The 18,610-nt window shown below is 76.3% G+C and carries 15 protein-coding genes and 1 riboswitch; of the genes, 7 read left to right on the plus strand and 8 right to left on the minus strand.

What is annotated here, in order from left to right; translation table 11 throughout:
* Positions 1-49 precede the first annotated feature (49 nt).
* Both ACI79Z_RS04690 and ilvA read left to right on the plus strand, forming a co-directional pair.
* Positions 50-6,070, plus strand: a complete 6,021-nt coding sequence (locus ACI79Z_RS04690) for a DUF3320 domain-containing protein (protein WP_456901845.1) — start codon at positions 50-52, stop codon at positions 6,068-6,070.
* A gap of 92 nt (positions 6,071-6,162) precedes the next feature.
* Positions 6,163-7,464, plus strand: a complete 1,302-nt coding sequence (ilvA, locus tag ACI79Z_RS04695; protein ID WP_387988798.1) for a threonine ammonia-lyase IlvA — start codon at positions 6,163-6,165, stop codon at positions 7,462-7,464.
* Here the strand turns inward: ilvA and ACI79Z_RS04700 are convergent.
* Positions 7,461-9,686, minus strand: a complete 2,226-nt coding sequence (locus tag ACI79Z_RS04700; RefSeq protein WP_456901846.1) for a SpoIIE family protein phosphatase — start codon at positions 9,684-9,686, stop codon at positions 7,461-7,463. The two genes, ilvA and ACI79Z_RS04700, sit on opposite strands and share 4 nt — an antisense overlap.
* A gap of 11 nt (positions 9,687-9,697) precedes the next feature.
* Positions 9,698-10,048 carry an STAS domain-containing protein gene (locus ACI79Z_RS04705; protein WP_456901847.1) on the minus strand — a complete coding sequence of 117 codons (351 nt, stop codon included), beginning with the start codon at positions 10,046-10,048 and terminating at the stop codon, positions 9,698-9,700.
* Positions 10,049-10,115: 67 nt separating this feature from the next.
* Here ACI79Z_RS04705 and ACI79Z_RS04710 point away from each other — a divergent pair, with 67 nt between their 5' ends.
* The gene (locus ACI79Z_RS04710; protein WP_387988795.1) at positions 10,116-10,544 is read left to right on the plus strand and encodes an ATP-binding protein; all 429 of its coding nucleotides are present in this window, start codon (positions 10,116-10,118) and stop codon (positions 10,542-10,544) included.
* Positions 10,545-10,611: 67 nt separating this feature from the next.
* On the opposite strand, the gene ACI79Z_RS04715 is transcribed toward ACI79Z_RS04710, so the two are convergent.
* From ACI79Z_RS04715 to ACI79Z_RS04725, 3 genes are all read right to left on the minus strand, one after another.
* Complete coding sequence (locus ACI79Z_RS04715; protein WP_387988794.1) at positions 10,612-11,208, minus strand: HD domain-containing protein; 597 nt, start codon at positions 11,206-11,208, stop codon at positions 10,612-10,614.
* A gap of 103 nt (positions 11,209-11,311) precedes the next feature.
* On the minus strand, positions 11,312-12,280 hold the full coding sequence (locus ACI79Z_RS04720) for a TIGR03557 family F420-dependent LLM class oxidoreductase (protein ID WP_387988793.1): 969 nt from the start codon (positions 12,278-12,280) through the stop codon (positions 11,312-11,314).
* A gap of 88 nt (positions 12,281-12,368) precedes the next feature.
* Positions 12,369-12,800 (minus strand): ester cyclase, encoded by a 432-nt coding sequence (locus ACI79Z_RS04725; RefSeq protein WP_387988792.1) that lies wholly within the window; start codon positions 12,798-12,800, stop codon positions 12,369-12,371.
* Between the two features lie 242 nt (positions 12,801-13,042).
* Between ACI79Z_RS04725 and ACI79Z_RS04730 the strand changes: the two genes are divergently transcribed.
* From ACI79Z_RS04730 to ACI79Z_RS04740, 3 genes are all read left to right on the plus strand, one after another.
* Positions 13,043-14,221, plus strand: coding sequence for an RtcB family protein (locus tag ACI79Z_RS04730; protein ID WP_387988791.1), 1,179 nt, complete (start codon positions 13,043-13,045; stop codon positions 14,219-14,221).
* A gap of 109 nt (positions 14,222-14,330) precedes the next feature.
* On the plus strand, positions 14,331-15,260 hold the full coding sequence (locus tag ACI79Z_RS04735) for an MBL fold metallo-hydrolase (protein WP_456901848.1): 930 nt from the start codon (positions 14,331-14,333) through the stop codon (positions 15,258-15,260).
* A gap of 13 nt (positions 15,261-15,273) precedes the next feature.
* A complete protein-coding gene (locus ACI79Z_RS04740; protein WP_456901849.1) occupies positions 15,274-16,203 on the plus strand; it encodes a fumarylacetoacetate hydrolase family protein in 930 nt (309 codons plus the stop codon).
* Between the two features lie 57 nt (positions 16,204-16,260).
* Here the strand turns inward: ACI79Z_RS04740 and ACI79Z_RS04745 are convergent, their stop codons facing one another.
* The 3 genes from ACI79Z_RS04745 to ACI79Z_RS04755 all read right to left on the minus strand — a co-directional run bounded on the left by ACI79Z_RS04745 (position 16,261) and on the right by ACI79Z_RS04755 (position 17,555).
* The gene (locus ACI79Z_RS04745) at positions 16,261-16,464 is read right to left on the minus strand and encodes a hypothetical protein (RefSeq protein WP_387988788.1); all 204 of its coding nucleotides are present in this window, start codon (positions 16,462-16,464) and stop codon (positions 16,261-16,263) included.
* A gap of 122 nt (positions 16,465-16,586) precedes the next feature.
* Positions 16,587-17,171 carry a PASTA domain-containing protein gene (locus tag ACI79Z_RS04750; protein WP_456901850.1) on the minus strand — a complete coding sequence of 195 codons (585 nt, stop codon included), beginning with the start codon at positions 17,169-17,171 and terminating at the stop codon, positions 16,587-16,589.
* Between the two features lie 225 nt (positions 17,172-17,396).
* Positions 17,397-17,555, minus strand: a complete 159-nt coding sequence (locus ACI79Z_RS04755; protein ID WP_387988786.1) for a hypothetical protein — start codon at positions 17,553-17,555, stop codon at positions 17,397-17,399.
* A 402-nt stretch (positions 17,556-17,957) separates the two neighbouring features.
* Positions 17,958-18,042, plus strand: a riboswitch (cyclic di-AMP (ydaO/yuaA leader).
* Positions 18,043-18,075: 33 nt separating this feature from the next.
* Here ACI79Z_RS04755 and ACI79Z_RS04760 point away from each other — a divergent pair.
* Positions 18,076-18,588: a C40 family peptidase gene (locus ACI79Z_RS04760; protein ID WP_387988785.1), complete on the plus strand. Its 513-nt coding sequence runs from the start codon at positions 18,076-18,078 to the stop codon at positions 18,586-18,588.
* Positions 18,589-18,610: the final 22 nt, after the last annotated feature.

The following is an 18,610-nucleotide window of genomic DNA, read 5'->3' on the forward strand; positions in this document are numbered from 1 at the left end:
TCCACGCGGATGACCGGACCGGTCCGTCCGGGCCGGTAGACAGGACGCCATGAGCACCACGGACACCCGCCCGCATCCGCACGACGGGGTCCGGGCTGCCGTGGCGATCTCGGCCACCAGCACGCCGGTGCTCTCCTACGCCCTCGCGCACAACCGGGTGCCGGTCGTGTCGCGGCTGGCGTTCACCAACCACGGCGCGGCGGTCCGCGGCGCCACCGTGCGCCTGGGCGTCCAGGACGCCGAGGGCCCCATCGGCAGCCCGGTCGAGCTGCTGGTCGACCTCGACGCCGGCACCACGACCGTGCTCAGCGACGTCGGCCTGGTCATGGACCCCGCCGCGATGCTGCAGATCGAGGAGCAGCGGCCGGGGTCGATCGAGATCGACGTCGCCGTCGACGGCGTGGACGTCGCCGGCACCGCCGTCCCGGTGCAGGTGCTCGCCGCCAGCCAGTGGCTGGCCACCCCGGTGCCGCTGGCGCTGGAGATGCTCGCCGCGCACGTCCTGCCCAACCACCCCGCGGTGACCGCGCTGCTGGCCGAGGCCGCCGCGGTGCTCGAGGAGCGCACCGACGACCCGTCGGTGCAGGGCTACCAGGCCGGTCCCGAGCGGGTCGACGAGATCGTCGCCGCGATCGCCGCGGCCGTGCGCGCCCGCGGCATCCGCTACAGCGAGCCGCCGGCCAGCTGGGCCGACATCGGCCAGAAGGTGCGCACCCCCGGCGACGTGCTCGACGGCCGGGTGGGCACGTGCCTGGACACCGTCGTCGTGCTCGCCGCCGCGCTCGAGGCCGCCGGTGTGCGGCCGCTGCTGTGGGTGGCCGAGGGGCACGCCTTCCTCGGCTACTGGCGCGAGGAGCGCACCGCGGAGAGCGCGGCCACCACCGACGTCGCGCCGCTGGTCAACCTGGTCGACCTCGGCCTGGTGCGGCTGGTGGAGACGACGCTGCTGACCAGCCGCAGCGCCGAGGAGCCCGACGCCGACCGGCTGCACCGCGCCGCCTACGACGCCTGGCTGCCCGGCACCCTGGACCGCGTCGTCGGCGTCACCGACGTCCACCGCGCCCGCCGCGACGGCATCCTGCCGCTGCCCGCCCGCACCCGCGGCCCGGACGGCTCGGTGCAGGTCATCGAGTACCGCGCGGCCGAGCACGACCCCGCCGCCCGCCCGGCCGGCCGGCACGCCGCCCCGGTCGCGGGCGGCCGCCCCGGCGTGCCGCCGCGGGTGCAGCAGTGGAAGAACGCCCTGCTCGACCTCAGCCTGCGCAACCGGCTGATCAACTACACCGAGGGCGCCGGCCTGCCGCTGGTCGTCCCCGACGCCTACCTCGCCGGCCTCGCCGACCTGCTCACCGGCGACGACGCCCTCACCCTGCTGCCCAGCGACCGGCTGGCCGCCGTGCACGTCGAGCGCGGCGTGCGCTCGGCCCGCGAGCTGCCGGTCGGCCTGCTCGGCGAGACGCTGGTGGACCGCCGCGCGGTGCACGCCGACGTCACCGAGGGCGGCTACCTGCCCCGGCTGCGCGGGCTGGCGCACCGGGCGCGGACGGTCCGCGAGGAGACCGGCGCCAACAACCTCCACGTCGCGATCGGCAGCCTGGCCTGGGAGCTCGACGGCCGGGCGCTGCGCTCGCCGCTGGTGCTGCTGCCGGTGGTCCTCTCCCCCGCGGGCCGCACCGGCGCCTACCGGCTCACCGCCGACGAGTCCTCCGCCGCCAGCCCCAACTGGTGCCTGCTGGAGAAGCTGCGCCAGGTGCACGGCCTGACCGTGCCGGGGCTGGACGGCGAGGGCATCGACGTCGACACCGCGCTGACCGCCGTCCGCCAGGCGCTGGCCGACGCCGGGCTGCCGTTCCGCGTCGAGGCGACCGCCGACCTCGCCGTCCTGCAGTTCGCCAAGTACCGGCTGTGGCGCGACCTCGACGAGCACTGGGCCGAGCTCACCGCCAACCCGCTGGTGCACCACCTCGTGCACGCCCCGACCGAGGCGTTCGCCGACCCGGTGCCGGCGGCGGCCGCCGACGTCGACCTCGACGAGCTGGCCGCCCGCTGCCCCGTCCCCGCCGACGCCTCGCAGCTGCGCGCGGTGGCCGAGGGCGTCGCCGGGCGCACGTTCGTGCTGGAGGGCCCGCCCGGCACCGGCAAGTCGCAGACCATCACCAACCTGCTCACCCGCGCGGTCGCCGACGGCAAGCGGGTGCTGTTCGTCGCCGAGAAGCGGGCCGCGCTCGACGTCGTCGCCCGGCGGCTCGAGGCGGTCGGCATGGGCCCGTTCGCCCTCGACCTGCACGACCGGGGCGCCCGCGCCGCCGAGGTCCGCGCCCGGGTGCGCGCGGCGCTGGACCACGCCGTCGCCGTCGACGAGCAGGGCCTGGCCGCCGACGGCGACGACCTGCGCGCCGCCCGCCGCACGCTGGCCCGCTACGCCGACAGGCTGCACGCGCCGAACGCGGCCGGGCTGTCGTACTACTCCGCGCGGACGGCGCAGCTCGCGCTCGGCGACGACGTCCCGCAGCTGCCGGTGCCGCAGGCCTTCGCCGCCGCCGCGCCCGCGGCGACGCTGGCCGAGGTGCGCCGCGCGCTGGCGCTGCTGCCCGACGTCGCCGACCTGGTCCGCCCCTCGCCGCGGCACCCGTGGGCGTTCGTCGACACCGCGCGGGTCGACCTGCGCGCCGCCCAGGCCGCCGCCGCCGAGGTCGACGCCGCCATGCGGGCGCTGCCGGCCGAGGAGCACCTGGCGCGGGCGCTGCGCGAGGTGCGCACCCCCGGCGACCTCGACGACCTCGCCCACCTGCTGTCCGGTCCGGCGGTGGGCTCCACGATCGGCATGGACGTCCTCGACGAGGTGCCCACCGAGCGCTGGACGACCGCGACGACGACGGTGCTCGGCGAGGTCGCCGCGTTCACCTCCGCGGTCCACCCGGGGCTGGAGCTCGCGACCCCGGAGGCGCTGGCGCTGCCGCTGGCCGACCTCTACGTCGCCGCCCAGACCGCGCAGGCCGCCCGCTGGTGGACCCGCCGGCAGGGGCTGCGCGCGGTGCGCGCGCAGCTCGCGCCGATGCTGCGCCCGGGTGTGACGGTCAAGCTCCGCGACGTCGCCGAGCTCACCGCCTCGCTGTGGCGGCTGCAGACCGCCGCCACCGGGATCGCCGCCCGCGCCTCGGTCATCCCCGGTCTGTCGGTGCCGGCCGGGTGGAACCCGCTGCTGGAGCCCACGCTGCTCGACGGGCAGGTCGCCTGGCTGCGCCGCGCCGGCGCGGTCGTCGACAGCGCCCGCGAGTTCGCCGTCGCGCTGCGCCGCTACGTCGTCGCCGGGCCCGGGCCGGACGCCGCCGCGGCCGCCGCCGTCGTCCGGCTGCGCGACGGGCTCGACGCGCTGCTGCGGGTCTGCTCCAGCACCCCGGCCGCGCTGGCCGCCTGGTGCGGTGACGACGGCGTGGTGCTGCGCTGGGCGATGACCCGGCCCGAGCGCGGCGTCGAGCACAGCGGGCTGATCTCGCTGCGCCGCTGGGCGGAGTTCCTCGACACCCTCGAGCCGCTGCGCGCCGCCGGGCTCACCGAGGCCCGCGCCGCGCTGGTGTCGGGCCGGCTGCCCGCCGAGGACGCCCCGCGCGCGTTCGAGCACGGCCTGGCCGCCGCGTCGTCGGCCGAGCGCCGCGCCGCCACCGGGCTGGACGGCTTCGACGAGGCCGCGCACGGCAAGGCGATCACCCGCTTCACCGCCGCCTCCCGCGCGGTGCGCCGGCACCTGGCCGCCGCGCTGCCGGCCGAGGTGCTGGCCGGCCGGGACCTCGGCCTCGCCTCTGACGGCACCGCCGACGACCGGCTCGGCGCCCTGCAGCGCGAGCTCGGCCGCTCCCGCCGGGGCCTGGGCGTGCGCGCGCTGCTGGCCGAGTACGGCGACCTGGTCACCGCGGTCGTGCCGTGCGTGCTGGTCAGCCCCGACTCGGTGGCGCGGTTCTTCCCCGCGCGGGCCGGGCTGTTCGACCTGGTGGTCTTCGACGAGGCCTCGCAGATCCGCGTCGCCGACGCCGTCGGCGCGCTCGGCCGGGCCAAGGCCGCCGTGGTCGTCGGGGACAGCGAGCAGATGCCGCCGACGTCGTTCGCCGAGCCGGTGTCCGTCCTCGACGACGAGCTCGCCGAGCTGCTCGGCACCGCCGTCGAGGACGAGGAGTCGATCCTCTCCGAGTGCGTGCAGGCGCGGGTGCCGCGGCACTGGCTGTCCTGGCACTACCGCAGCCAGGACGAGTCGCTGATCGCGTTCAGCAACGCGCACTACTACGAGAACCGGCTGTCGTCGTTCCCGGCGCCCACCCACGGGCGGCCCTCGCCCGACGTCGACGGCCGCGGCATCTCGCTGGTCCGCGTGCAGGGCACCTTCCACCGCGCCGGCGCCGGCCGGCTGCTGCGCACCAACCCGATGGAGGCCAAGGCCGTCGTCGCCGAGGTCCGCCGCCGGTTCGACGCGGGTACGGGCGGGGATGCCACAGCGGTGCCGTCGATCGGCGTGGTCACCTTCAACACCCAGCAGCGGGCCTACATCGAGTCGCTGCTGCGCGACGCCGGCGACGAGCGGCTGACCGAGGCGCTGGACCGCACCGACGGCGAGGGCCTGTTCGTCAAGAACCTGGAGAACGTGCAGGGCGACGAGCGCGACGTCGTGCTGTTCTCCACCGGCTTCAGCCCCGACGACCGCGGCGTGCTGCCGCTGAACTTCGGCCCGCTCAACCGGGTGGGCGGCGAGCGCCGGCTCAACGTGGCGATCACCCGCGCCCGGCGGCAGGTCGTCGTCTTCTCCTCCTTCGACCCGTCGGCGCTGCGCGCGGAGCAGACGTCGTCGCTGGGCATCAAGCACCTGCGCGCCTACCTCGACCTGGCGGCGCTCGGCACCGACGCGCTGCCCCGCGAGGCCCGGCGGCCGTCGGTGCCCGACCGGCACCGCGAGGAGATCGCCGCGGCGCTGCGCAGGCGCGGGCTGGCGGTGCGCACCGACGTCGGCCTGTCGGAGTTCCGCGTCGACCTGTCCGTGGCCCGGGCCGCCACGCCGGACAGCCCGGTCATGGCGGTGCTGCTCGACGGCCCCGAGTGGGCGCGCCGCCGCACCGTCGGCGACCGCGACGGCCTCCCCGTCGAGGTGCTGTCCGGGATGCTCGGCTGGCCCGTCGTCGAGCGGGTGTGGCTGCCCTCGTGGCTGCGCGACCGCGACGCCGTCCTCGACCGCCTGGTCGCGGCGGTGGCCGCGGTCCCCGAGCCGGCACCCGCTCCCCCGGCCGCCGCCCTCACCGTGGTGGACGACGTCCCCGCCCCCGTCGTCGAGCTCCCCGTCGCCGAGCCGGAGCCGGAGACCGGGCCGCAGCCCGACCCCGAGCCGGAGTCCCGCGGGCTGCCGACGCTGCGCTCGATGGTGTCGGCCGCGGTCACCGCGCTGCCGGTGCCGCGGCACGCGCCGGTCGAGGCCCCGGTGGTGACGACGCCGGTGACCCCGGTGCCGCTGACCGTCGTCCCCGACCCCGTCGAGGAGCCCGCGCAGGAGCTGCGGTTCCGCGCGTGGGCGCCCAGGCCCGCGGGCGACCGCAAGGTCCTCGACGACCTGGCCGACCCGCGCAACGCCCGGCTCGTGCGGCGCGTCCTGACCGCCGGGGTCAAGGCGGAGGGGCCGGTGCACCGCGACCGCCTCGCGCGGCTGGCCGCCGGCGCGTTCGGGCTGACCCGGGTGAGCGAGGCCCGCCGCGACGCGCTGCTGGCCCTGCTGCCCGAGGGCTCGCTCGACGGCGACGTCGTCTGGCCCGGGACGCTGGACCGGGAGACCTGGACCGCGTTCCGCCGCCAGGTCACCAGCACCGCGCGCCCGCTCGAGCAGGTGCCGGTGCAGGAGGTCGGCAACGCGATGGTCGCCCTGTGCCGCGCGTCCGACGGCCTGACCCAGGACGAGCTGTTCCTGCGCACCGGCGAGGTGTTCGGCTACCGCCGCCGCACGCCGTCGCTGGCGCCGCTGCTGGCCCGGGCGCTGGCCCGCGTCACCGCCGCCGGGCGGGTCACCGCCGGCGACGACGGCCGGCTCACCGCCCGCTGACCTCTCCGCCACGCGGTCGTGCTCTGCACACAGGTGCAGGCAGAGCACGACCGTCCGCAGGAGCACCCCGGCTGCGGGGAGGATGGAGCACCGTGAGCACCGCCGGGACGACCGAGGCGACCGCGATCCGGGACTTCGCCGCCGACGTGCGCGACGCCGTCGGGCGGCTGGCCGGGGTCGCCGAGCGCACGCCGCTGCAGCGCAACGAGCGGCTCTCCGCACTCACCGGCGCCCACGTGTGGCTCAAGCGGGAGGACCTGCAGGTCGGCCGCTCGTACAAGGTCCGCGGCGCGTACAACACGATCAGCCGCCTCGACGACGCCGCCCGCGCCGCCGGCGTGGTCTGCGCGAGCGCCGGCAACCACGGCCAGGGCGTCGCGTACGCCTGCCGGGCGCTCGGCGTGCGCGGCGCGGTCTTCGTCCCCGGCACGACGCCGCGGCAGAAGCGCGCCCGCATCCAGGCCCTCGGCGGGGACACCGTCGAGCTCGTCGTCACCGGCGACACCTACGACGACGCCGCGGCCGCCGCCGCGGCGCACGCCCGCACGACCGGCGCCACGCTGGTCCCGGCGTTCGACGCCTGGCCGGTCGTCGTCGGGCAGGCGACCGTCGCGGTGGAGGTGCTCGACCAGCTCGGCGGCCGCGCGCCCGACGTCGTCGTCCTGCCGCTCGGAGGGGGCGGGCTGCTGGCCGGCTGCGGTACCTGGCTCGCGCAGGCCGCCCCCGGCACCCGGGTGGTCGGGGTGGAGCCGGCGGGCGCGGCGAGCATGGCCGCGGCCCTGGCCGCCGGGCGGCCGGTCGAGCTGGCGGAGATCGACACCTTCGTCGACGGCGCCGCGGTCCGGCGGGCCGGGGCGGTCACCCACCCGCTGGTGCGCGACTGCGGCGCCGAGCTGGTCGCCGTCCCCGAGGGCCGGGTCTGCACCGAGATGCTCGACCTGTACCAGGTCGACGGGATCATCGCCGAGCCCGCGGGCGCGCTGGCCTCCGCCGCGCTCACCGGCGGCACCGTGCGGGTCGAGCCGGGGCAGACGGTGGTCTGCGTGCTGTCCGGCGGCAACAACGACGTCAGCCGGTACGCCGAGGTCATCGAGCGCTCCCTGGTGCACCAGGGGCTCAAGCACTACTTCCTCGTGGAGTTCCCCCAGGAGCCCGGCGCGCTGCGCCGCTTCCTCGACGACGTGCTCGGTCCCGACGACGACATCGTGCTGTTCGAGTACGTCAAGCGGGACGAGCGGGAGACCGGCGCCGCGCTCACCGGCATCGAGCTCGGCACCGCCTCCGCGCTGCCCGGCCTGCTCGACCGGATCGCCGCGAACCCGCTGCGCATCCAGCACCTGGCGCCGGACTCCCCGGCCTACCGCTACCTCGTCCGCGGCGGCGCCCCCGGCTAGACCCGGGCCAGCCCCACCACGGTGACGTCGTCGGTGCCCGCGGGGTCCAGCGCCGCGACGACGCCGTCCACGACCTCCTGCGGCTCCCCGGCCAGGCCCGCCACCGTCGCGCGCACCGCCTCCAGGCCCTCGGGCAGCGGGCGGTCGCGCCGCTCGACCAGCCCGTCGCTGTAGAGCAGCAGCCGGTCGCCGGGGTCCAGCCGCAGCTCCACCTCGGGGAAGTCGGCGTCGTCGAGGAGGCCGAGCGCCGGCCCGCGGCCGTCGGTGACCAGCCGCGCGGCGCCGTCGTGCGCGTGCACGGCGGGCAGGTGCCCGGCGTTGGCCAGCGCCAGCGCGCCGCCGGCCGGGTCGAGCTGGACGACGAGGGCGGTCGCCATCTCCCCCGGCAGCAGCGCGGCGACCAGGCGGTTGAGCTCGGCCAGCGCCGCGGCCGGGCCCTCGTCGCGCAGCAGCGCGGCGCGCAGCGCGTGCCGCAGCTGGGCGGTCACCGACGCGGCGGTCAGGCCGTGCCCGGCGACGTCGCCGAGCACCACGGCCAGCCGGCCGCTGGGCAGCGGCACCAGGTCGTACCAGTCGCCGCCGACGACGTCGGCCTCGCTCGGCCGGTACCGCGCGCCGAGCGCGACGCCGGGCACCTTGGGCAGCTCCTCGAGCAACAGGGTGCGCTGCAGCGCGGCCGAGAGCCGGTCGTCCTCGCCGGCGCGGGCGAGCCGCGCCTCGCCGAGGTGGCCGGCCAGCGCGCGGGCGGCGGCGACCTCGTGCTCGCGCCACGGGCGGGCGGTGCCGCGCACGGTCTCGGTCCAGCGGGCGAACGACCGGCGCGGGGACAGCCGCCCGTCGGTGACCTTCGACGTGTGCGGGTCACCGCCCCAGCTGACCTCGCGCGGGGTCTCGGGGCGGAACCAGGCCAGGAAGTCGCCGCGCCCGCCGCCGACCTCGACGGCGAGCACGCCGCTGGCGTCGTCGGCGAGATCGTCGAAGCCGGGCAACGCGAGGGTGAGCCGGTCGGTCGCGCCGCCGGCCCGCAGCACCGCGGGGACGACGGCAGCGACCCGGTCGGCCGGCGGGGTGCGCCCGAGCAGGTGCAGCCGCCCGTCGAGGCGGATCGCGGCGCCGGCGGCGGGCAGCAGGTCCAGCGCGGTGAGGTCCCCGTCCACGAGCGCGGCCGCGGGCGTGCGCGGCGTGCGGCCGATCGCGGCCACCAGCTCCGCCTCCCGTTGCGCGACGGCGACCACCCGGTCGCGCTCGCCGGCCTCGACGGTGGTGTGCAGCAGCAGCGAGGCGGTGCGGCCGAGGAACTCCGCGGCGGTGCGGTCGGCGTAGGAGGGGCGGTGGGCGCCGCTGTAGCCGTGGCAGGCGACGAGTCCCCAGAGCTTCCCGCGGTCGATGAGCGACACCGACATCGACGCGGTGACGCCCATGTTGGCCAGGTACTCCAGGTGCACCGGCGAGACGCTGCGCAGCACCGCGCCGGACAGGTCCAGCGGCCGCCCCGTCCCCGGCACCAGCGGCGGCTCCAGCGGGACCGGCGTGTAGGTGGCGTCGGGGATCAGCCGCATCCAGTTGGTGGCGTAGAGGGCGCGGGCCTGGGCGGGGATGTCACCGGCCGGGTAGTGCAGGCCGAGGAAGGGCTCGAGGTCCGCCCGCCGGTCCTCGGCGACCACCTCGCCGTTCCACTCGGCGTCGAAGCGGTAGACCATCACCCGGTCGAAGCCGGTCAGCGCCCGCACCTCGCGGGCCAGGACGGCGGTCAGCCCCTCCAGCGACGTCGGCGCGGACAGCCGCTGCAGCACGGTCGGCAGCCGCCGGTGCCAGGCCGCGCCGGCCTGCCCGGCGCCGGCGACCGGCTCCCACTCGGTGACCAGCAGGTCGCCGCTGCGGGACAGCACCAGGTCCAGCTCGGTGCCGGCGGGCGCCACCCGCAGCGGGTCGGCCTCGGCGAGGTCCGCGGCCAGCGCCGCCCGCAGCCGGTCGAGCTCGGCGGGGGTCAGCAGGTCGGCCAGCGTGCGGCCGGTGGGGTCGGTGCCGAGGACGGCGGCGGCGTTGGCCGAGGCGACGACGACGGCGAGGTCGGGCTCGGTGACGGCGAGCAGCGCGCCGTGCGGCTGGATCGCGCCGGGGACGGCGATCGGCTCCTCGGCGCAGCGGGCGAGCGCCTCGTCGTCGACCACACGGCGGAGCGGGTCGGGAGCCGGGGACGGGAGGGTCGGGGCGGCGCTCATCGCGGCCGACCCTACGACCCGACCTCCCCGTCGGACAGGCTCGCCGACTCCACGACCGGCACCAGGCGGGACAGGTCCAGCAGGTCGATGACCAGGCGCACCGGCTGGTTGTCCCGCGGGCAGACGACCTGCAGCGCGGTCCCGGCCGCGGCGGCCTGCTTGGCGGCACGGACCAGCTGCCGGGCCCCGGAGGAGTCCATGAAGACGGTGGCGGTCAGGTCGATGACCAGGGATCGCGGGTGGGCGGCCAGCTCGTCGTCGACGTACGCGGCGAGGAGCGCCACCGTGGCGATGTCGAGTTCACCGCGTACCCTCAGCGCGGGCCGCCCGTTCACCGCCACGCGGTCGACGGCGAACAGCACGATCAGGCTCCCTCGGTACCCGGAACGGACCCGAGGAGCGTACGCGCCGTCACGGGAGGGGCTCGGCATGGACATCGCGTTCACCGTCCGGCTGCCCGTCGACGTGGACAGCGTGCCCTTCGTCCGCGGCCTGTGCCGGCAGGCGCTCGAGCACCTGCGGATCGAGCAGGCCGTCGTCGAGGAGACGACGCTCGCGCTCACCGAGGCCTGCGCGAACGTCGTCCAGCACGCCGGCGACCACGCCGAGTACCAGGTGTCGGTGGAGATCGACCGGGCGCTGTGCCGGATCACCGTCGTCGACGACGGCACCGGCTTCGACCCCGAGGAGGCGGCCACCCGGGCCGGCCTCGACGGCGAGCGCGGCGCGGGGCTCACGCTCATGCAGGCGCTGGTCGACCGGCTGGACTTCCGCCTCGACCCCGACGGCCGGCACTGCGTCAGCCTGGAGAAGCGGCTGAGCAGCCGCCCGTCGCTGCGCCTGCTCGACCGCAGCTGACGAAGGACCCCCTGCCCCCCACCGCTCGCAGGCTCGCGGCGGGCCCCTGCAGGCGGCCGGAGGGCGACTACCTGTCGAGCGGGTTGGCCCGGGCGCGGGCGGCGAAGCCGTTCGCCGAGAACCGGCCGGCCGGCGAGTCCGGCTTGCGGCGGGCCTGGTCCTCGAAGCAGGCGACGAACTCGCCGATGAGGCCCAGCCGCGGGTACTCCGCGAGGACGGCGGCGCGCAGGCCGGCGGGCCAGGCGTCCGGGTCGCGGCCGGAGATGTCGAGGCCGGTGGCCAGCTCCAGCAGGTGTCCCTCGGGGTCGGCGGCGACGTCGACCTCCGGCGCCATGTGCGCGACGACGACCTCCGCGACCCGGCGCCGCCGCGCGGCCGGCCAGCCCGCCCCCGCGGCGAACACCCAGCCGACCGCCCCGCCGGCCTCCTCGAACGGCACGGTCGCGCTGTCGAAGACCGGCACCAGCCCGATGTCGTGCACCATCGCCGCGACGAACAGCAGCTCCTCGTCGAACGCGATGCCGTGCCGGGCGGCGTGGTCGGCGGCCCACAGGTAGGAGCGCAGGCAGTGGTTCACCAGCGCCGGTGAGCTGAACTGCTCCGCCACCTCCCGCGCGAGGCGGCAGGCGGCGGTGTCGGGCAGGGCGGGGAGGGATGCGGTCACGGTCGGCGAGTGTGCCGCCGTCCGTCCGCTCCTCCCCCGCCCGCCGCGCACCCTGGCAGGTCCGTTGCGGAACCCGGCAGGGACGGCGTCCTGACGAGAGCCGTCACGCCGAGGGCTTGAGCTCCTTGACCCGCTCGATGAGCCCGCCGGCGCAGGCGTCGATGAACCCGTCGGGGTCCGGGCCGACGTTCTGCAGGACGAGGTGGTCGAAGCCGGCGTCGACGTAGGGCTGCGCCTGCTGCAGGTGCTTCTCCGGGTCCGGCCCGACGGAGAACTGCCCCCGGATGTCGTCCTCCCTCACCGTCTGACTGGCGGCGTCGAAGTTGACCGGGTTGGGCAGCTCGCTCATGACCTTCCAGCCGGTGAGCGCCCAGCGGCTGGTCCTCAGCGCCTCCTCGACGGCGGACTGCTCGTCCTGCGCCCACGCCATCGGCACCTCGGCGTAGAGCGGGCCCTTGCCGCCGGCGTCGCGGAAGGCGCCGACGAGGTCCTCGCGCGGCTCGGTGGCGAACAGCCCGTCGCCGTACTGGGCGGCCAGCTCCGACGCGTTGTGCCCGCCGCTGGCGACCGCGATGACCGGGAGCTCGTCGGGCAGGTCGAACACCCGGGCGTCCTCGAGCTGCAGGTACCTGCCCTCGAAGGTCTGGTAGCCGCCCTGCCAGAGCTGCCGGATGATCTGCAGCGCCTCGCGGAGCATCTCGTGCCGCACGTGCACCGCCGGCCAGCCGGTGCCGACGACGTGCTCGTTGAGCCGCTCACCGGCGCCGATGCCGAGGGTGAACCGGCCCTCGGCGAGGATCTGCACGGTGGCCGCGGCCTGGGCGATGACCGCCGGGTGGTACCGGATGATCGGGCAGGTCACGCCGGTGACCAGGCCGATCCGCTCGGTCTTCGCGGCCATCGCGCCGAGCATCGACCAGGTGAAGCCGCTGTGCCCCTGGACGTCGAGCCACGGGTGGTAGTGGTCGCTCATCTCGACGAAGTCGAAGCCCGCCTCCTCGGCCCGCACCGTCTGGCGGACGACCTCCTCGGGCGGGAAGGCCTCGGTGGCGAGCTTCAGTCCGACCTGCATCGCGGGCGTCCTCACTGTCGGGTCCAGCGGTCGCACGAGGGCTGCCCGGGCCCCGCGGAACGGAAACGGCACGCCGGGGTCCCACGGCTCAGCCGGGGACGACGTCCACCCGCAGGCCCAGCTGCTCGAAGAAGCCCTTCTGGTCGAAGTAGCCGACGACCCGCGTGATGCCGTCCGGCCCGACCTCGATCAGATCGACCCCCGGGACGTCGCACCGGCGCTGGGTCGGCGCCGGCAGTCCCGGCAGCACGCCGCTGTTGGTGCCCTGCAGGCGCCAGCTGAAGTACACCCGGGATCCCTCGCTGACCTGGTCCTCGACGGTGAGCACCAGGTCGGGGAAGGCCGAGACCAGGCCGTTTACGTACCCGGCGATCGCGGTCCTCGGCAGGGGTCCGGGCAGTGAGGGGTCGACGTAGGTCCCGTCGTCGGCGAAGCAGGCGGCGACCGCGTCGCCGTCGTGGTCGCTCCAGCCGCGCTGGTACCGCTCGGCCAGCTCGGCGGCGCTGAGTGTCGTCGTCATGTCGGTCTCCCCTCGGTCGGTGGACGGGCACCGCGGCGCGGACGGGGGCCGCCGCGCGCCACGGCGAGGTGGTCGCGCGAGGGTGCCGAGGCTAGTGCCGCGCCGCCCGGAAGCCGAGGGAGTTCCCCGCCGCGGGGTCCCCGGGTAATGCGGTCGCGGCGCGCGAGCCGAGCGCGTTGACTGCCCCGGCCCACCACGACGCCGCGGGGACCGGGCCCCGCACCCACAGAAGAGAAGGGACGATGGAGGAGATCAGCGAACGCCTGCTCAGCTGGGCGTCGATCCTCGAGGACGCGACCCGCGAGCAGGCCGAGCGCACCGCCTCGCTCCCGTTCATCCACCCGCACGTTGCGCTCATGCCCGATGCCCACCTGGGTCTGGGCGCGACCGTCGGCTCGGTCATCCCGACCGACGGGGCGATCATCCCGGCGGCGGTCGGGGTGGACATCGGCTGCGGGATGATGGCCGTGCGCACCCAGTTCACCGGCGACGACGTCCGCGGCCGCAACCTGGCCACGCTGCACGAGCAGATCTCGCGGGCGATCCCGCTGTCGGCCGGCCGCTACAACCGCAGGCTCCGCGACACGGCCGCGCCGCGGGTCGAGGAGCTCCGCGCACTCCCGGGCGCGGACCAGGCCGACGGCGTCGTGCGCGACTGGCCGCTGCAGCTGGGCTCGCTCGGCTCGGGCAACCACTTCATCGAGGTGTCCCTCGACGAGGCCGACCGGGTGTGGCTGTTCCTGCACTCGGGCTCGCGAGGCGTCGGCAACAAGCTGGCGTCGAAGCACATCCGGGTGGCGCAGGAGCGCACCCGGGCCCGCGGCGTCGTCGTCCCCGACCGCGACCTCGCCTACCTGGAGGAGGGCGAGCCGGAGTTCGACGCGTACATCGAGGCACTGCGCTGGGCGCAGCGGTTCGCCGCGCTCAACCGCGAGGAGATGATGGACCGCGTCGCCGACCAGGTGTCCCGGTTCATGAGTGGACAGGGCCTGACCGAGGAGGTCCGGCGCGAGCAGGTGGTCCAGTGCCACCACAACTACACCGAGCGGGAGACCCACTACGGCCGCCAGGTGTGGCTGTCCCGCAAGGGCGCGATCGCGGCGCGCCGGGGCCAGTGGGGGCTCATCCCGGGGTCGATGGGCGCGGCGTCCTACGTCGTCGTCGGCAAGGGCGACGCCGCGTCGCTGACCTCGGCGCCGCACGGTGCCGGGCGGGCGTTCTCCCGGTCGGCCGCGCGCAAGCGGTTCAGCCGGGCCGACCTCGACCGGCGGATGACCGGCATCGCCTGGGGCCGCTCGGACGCCTTCCTCGACGAGCACCCCGAGGCGTACAAGAGCATCGACGTCGTCATGGCCGACGCCGCCGACCTGGTCGAGGTCCGGCACACGCTGCGCCAGGTGGTGAACGTCAAGGGCGACTGAGGTCCCGCGCCCGCTCGTGCTCTGCCCCCGGTCGGGGGCAGAGCACGAGCACGCCGGCCGAGGAGCCTGCCGACTTTCGGTGCCACCTGGGCTCCAGCAGAGTGACGGCGTGACGACGTCGATCGAGGCCGCCGCGCTGCAGGAGGTGGCACCGGGCGTCTTCGCCTACGTGCAGCCCGACGGCAGCTGGATGATCAACAACACCGGCGTCGTCACCGGCGACGACGGCACGGGGCTGATGGTGGACACCACCTCGACCGAGGCCCGCAACCGCGCGCTGCTGGCCGCCGTCGCGTCGGTGGCGCCGGGCCGGCTGCGGGCGCTGGTGAACACCCACCACCACGGCGACCACACCTTCGGCAACTGGCTGGTCCCCGCCGACACCCCGGTCGTCGGGCACGTGCACGCGAGGGAGGACCAGCTCGCCGCCGGGCTGCTGGCCGCGCAGGTGCTCACCGGCCCGGACTACGGGCACCTGGAGGTGCGCCCGCCCGACCTCACGTTCACCGGCGCGCTGACCCTGCACCTCGGCGAGCGGGCGGTGGAGCTGCACGCGGTGGGGCCTGCGCACACCCGCGGCGACGTCGTCGTGTGGCTGCCGGCGCAGCGGGTGGCCTTCGCCGGCGACGTCGCCTTCGCCGGCGGCCAGCCGTTCCTCGCCGAGGGCAGCGTCGCCGGCTACCCGCGGGCGGTCGAGGCGCTGCGCGCGCTGCAGCCCGACGTGCTGGTGCCCGGGCACGGCCCGGTGTGCCGCGGCGACGAGGTCCCCCGGCTGCTCGACGACCTCGCCGGCTACGCCGCCTTCGTCGACGCGACCGCGCGCGAGGGGCACGCGGCCGGGTGGTCGCCGCTGGAGACCGCCCGCCGGCACGCGGACAACCCCTACGCCGGGTGGCAGGAGTCCGAGCGGCTGGTGGGCAACCTGCACCGCGCCTACGCCGAGCTCGACGGCCGGCCGCCGGGCGAGCGGCTGCCGCTGACCGGGATCTGGCCGGACATGGTGGCGTTCCACGGCGGCCCCATCGGCTGCCGGGCGTGAGGGAGGAGAGCTGATGCGCTGGGTCACCTACGTCTCGCCGTCCGACGGCGCGGAGCGGGCCGGGCTGCTGCGCGACGGGCAGGTGCACGGGTTCGACGCCGCGCTGGTCGACCTGCTGCCCGACCTCGCCGCGGCGGCGGAGCGCACCCCGGCCGAGGTGGTGCCGGAGGACGGGCTGGTGCTGCGCGCGCCGGTGCCGCGGCCACCGTCGGTCCGCGACTTCCTGTCCTTCGAGCAGCACGCGCGCAACGCCGCCGCCGCGTTCGGCCGGGAGGTCTCGCCGGTCTGGTTCCAGCAGCCGGTCTTCTACTTCACCAACCCCGCGGCGGTGCGCGGGACCGGCGAGCCGGTGCCCGTCTCCCCCGGCTCGGCGGCGTTCGACTACGAGGTGGAGGTCGCCGCGGTCGTCGGCCGGGGCGGGTCGGACCTCACGCCGGAGCAGGCCGAGGCCGCGATCACCGGCTACACGGTGTTCGTCGACTGGAGCGCCCGCGACGTGCAGGGCGTGGAGTCCCAGGTCGGCCTCGGCCCGGCCAAGGGCAAGGACGGCGCGACGACGCTCGGCCCGGTCCTGGTCACGCCCGACGAGCTCGAGCCGTACCGCTCCGGCGCCGGCTACGCGCTGCGCATGGCGGCCGCGGTCGACGGCGTCGAGCAGGGCGGCGGCAGCTGGGCTGACATCCACTGGTCGTTCGGGCAGATGCTCGCCTACGCCTCGCGCGGCACCGAGCTGCGGCCCGGTGACGTCGTCGGCAGCGGCACGGTCGGCACCGGGTGCCTGCTGGAGCTGCGGTCGCTGCACGGCGAGGACCAGCACCCGTGGCTGCGGCCGGGCGTGGAGGTCGCGGTGACGGTCGAGCGGATCGGCACGGTGACCGCACGCATCGTCGCCGGCCCCGACCCGGTGCCGCTGGGTCCCCCCGCGACGGCCGCGCGGGCCTAGGGCGGAGCGTGCCCGTGCTCCGCCCCACGGTGGAGCCGGAGCGCGGGCGCGCGCCGGTCAGTCCTCCGCCTGGCCCATCCCGGTGCCCTCGGCGGCGCCGGGGAAGCCGGGGCGGTCCCCGCTGCCCATGGGTCCCTGGGCAGCGCGGGGTCCCTGCTCGGGAGCGTCGTCGGCGACGCCGTTCTCGTCGGGGTGCTCACCGGGCAGCACGTGGTCGTCGGTGCGGCCGTCCGAGCCGCCGTTCGGCGGACCCTGGGTCATCGCGGACCTCCTCAGCCGTGCTCCGACCGGACGGCTGGGCTCACCCCGGTCGGGGCACGGGGTACCCGGCCCGCCGCCCCGGACACGGCTCGGGCGGTCGGCGTCCGCCCCGCGACGGGTGGTCAGGGGCAGCTCTCCTCGAGCTTCACGACGCCGAGGTCGATCGTCCCCTCCGCCGCGCCGGTGACCCGCTGGCCGGCCGGGACGTTCTGCGTGCAGACCCTCCAGTTGGCGTCGAGCACCTGGTTGCGGGTGCCGAGCAGGTCGTGGGACAGGCTGAGGAAGACGCCGTTGGCCTGGATCAGGTCCTGGGCGTCCTGCAGGGTCATCCCGACCACCGACGGCATGGCGAAGTCGACCACCGGCGCGGCCGGCGTGGTCGGGGCCGGGGTGCTCGGGGCGGCGCTGGTGCTCGGCACGACGGCCGGCGGCGGTGCGCTGGAGACGGGCGGGACGGCCGGCTGGGGGCTGGAGGTCGCCGTCACGGTCTCGGTGACCGTCGTGGTGCTCGCGGCGGCGGTCGCCGTCTCGTCGTCGCCACCGCCGAGCGCGGCGCCGACGGTTGCGACGACGAGGACCAGCGCGAGGACGGCGAACCAGGGACGCAGGTAGACCGGCGTCTCCTTCTTCTCCGGAGGCGGGGGCAGGAAGCCGGGCAGGGGGCCCTGCGGCGGCTGCCAGGGCTGGCCGGGCGGCGGTTGGGTCATGGGGACACCCCGTCGTGCTGGAGGGACCCGCGGCGGGTGCAGTCGCACCGCCGTCGCGGGAGGAACCGCGGGAGCGTGCCACGGCTGGACGGTGCTCCCCGGGACGTCTGGCACGGCGTCGTAGCGGGACGGTCACGAAGTGCCCCGGTCGCCTCGCCGGTCCCCCCGGACACGCCGCGGCCCCCGTCCCGGGTGGGGGACGGGGGCCGCGGTCGCGCTCGCAGGTCAGTAGCCGCGACCGGCCTGACCCTTGCCGCCCTTCGCGTTCTTGGCCTGGAAGTCGCGGATGAACTGCTTGATCTTGGCCTGGTTCTGCGGCTTCCGGAGCTCCTGGACGACCTTGGCGGCGACGCCCGAGGCGATCAGGTTCCTCATCATGCCCATGGGGGGACTCCCTCCTCTCGACTGCTGGTTCCGGTGCCCCGTCAACGGGCGGCGCAACCGTCGCGATCCCCGTGGCTTCCCCGCTCCCGTCGTGGTGGGCCGCTGACGCGCTGTGCGGACGCACCGCTGCGCCCTTTCTCGTCCGCCCCGGCGTGTCGGCGCCTGCGTGTCGGAGGTCGAGCGGCGGAGGGAACGGCTCCTGCGCTGGTGGGACGGGCGATTCGGATCCGCGGCCCGCGTCAAGTCCGCGGCTCGCGTCCGGGCGTGGCGCGGATGCGATCCGGTTGAACGCTGCAACACCCCTCCCTACCGTCGTCGCGGTCCGGCCGGCCCTCAGTCACCTCCCGTGTGACACCCGCCGGACACGCCGAACCAGGCGGCCGGCAGCCGGCCGGCGCCCGGACCGGGGACCCACGTGAGCACTGGGGTGAAGCGCGCTCCGTCGCGCCGGGCGACTCCTCCGCCCGAACCCGTCAGCTAACCCGGTAGGCGGTCGCGGAGAACAGGAGAACCGTCGTCGATGACGACTGCACGCACGTCCACCGCCCGTCGTTCGTTCCGCGGCATCGCCGTCGCGGCCATCGCCGGAGCCGGCATCGCCCTCTCACCTCTCCCGGCGTCGGCCGCCGCGGGCGACGGGGGTACCGCGACGGTCGCCGCCGCACCCGCGGCCGCTCCCAACGGCGCGGCCCAGACCGCCGTCGACACCGCCCTGGCCCAGGTCGGTGACCCGTACGTGTACGGCGCCACCGGCCCGAACTCGTTCGACTGCTCGGGCCTGACCAGCTACAGCTACCAGGCGGCGGGCGTCTCGATCCCGCGCACCTCGAAGGCCCAGTCGACGTTCGGCACCCCGGTGGCGAAGGCCGACCTGCAGCCGGGCGACCTGGTGTTCTTCTACAGCCCCGTGTCGCACGTGGGCATGTACATCGGCAACGGCCAGATGGTCCACGCCTCGACCGCCGGCAAGCCGGTGGCCGTCGTGAGCCTGGACTCGATGCCGGAGTACGTGGGCGCGCGCCGCGTCGCCTGACGCGCGGAACGGTGTCCCCGGC

The organism is Geodermatophilus sp. SYSU D00663 (assembly GCF_054050655.1).

Bases quoted from the DNA above. Each gene is read 5' to 3' on its own strand.
- ACI79Z_RS04690 (WP_456901845.1), top strand. From the start codon at position 50: ATGAGCACCACGGACACCCGCCCGCATCCGCACGACGGGGTCCGGGCT.
- ACI79Z_RS04700 (WP_456901846.1), bottom strand. From the start codon at position 9,686: ATGAGCGCCGCCCCGACCCTCCCGTCCCCGGCTCCCGACCCGCTCCGC.
- ACI79Z_RS04710 (WP_387988795.1), top strand. From the start codon at position 10,116: ATGGACATCGCGTTCACCGTCCGGCTGCCCGTCGACGTGGACAGCGTG.
- ACI79Z_RS04720 (WP_387988793.1), bottom strand. From the start codon at position 12,280: ATGCAGGTCGGACTGAAGCTCGCCACCGAGGCCTTCCCGCCCGAGGAG.
- ACI79Z_RS04725 (WP_387988792.1), bottom strand. From the start codon at position 12,800: ATGACGACGACACTCAGCGCCGCCGAGCTGGCCGAGCGGTACCAGCGC.
- ACI79Z_RS04730 (WP_387988791.1), top strand. From the start codon at position 13,043: ATGGAGGAGATCAGCGAACGCCTGCTCAGCTGGGCGTCGATCCTCGAG.
- ACI79Z_RS04740 (WP_456901849.1), top strand. From the start codon at position 15,274: ATGCGCTGGGTCACCTACGTCTCGCCGTCCGACGGCGCGGAGCGGGCC.
- ACI79Z_RS04745 (WP_387988788.1), bottom strand. From the start codon at position 16,464: ATGACCCAGGGTCCGCCGAACGGCGGCTCGGACGGCCGCACCGACGAC.
- ACI79Z_RS04750 (WP_456901850.1), bottom strand. From the start codon at position 17,171: ATGACCCAACCGCCGCCCGGCCAGCCCTGGCAGCCGCCGCAGGGCCCC.
- ACI79Z_RS04755 (WP_387988786.1), bottom strand. From the start codon at position 17,555: ATGGGCATGATGAGGAACCTGATCGCCTCGGGCGTCGCCGCCAAGGTC.
- ACI79Z_RS04760 (WP_387988785.1), top strand. From the start codon at position 18,076: ATGACGACTGCACGCACGTCCACCGCCCGTCGTTCGTTCCGCGGCATC.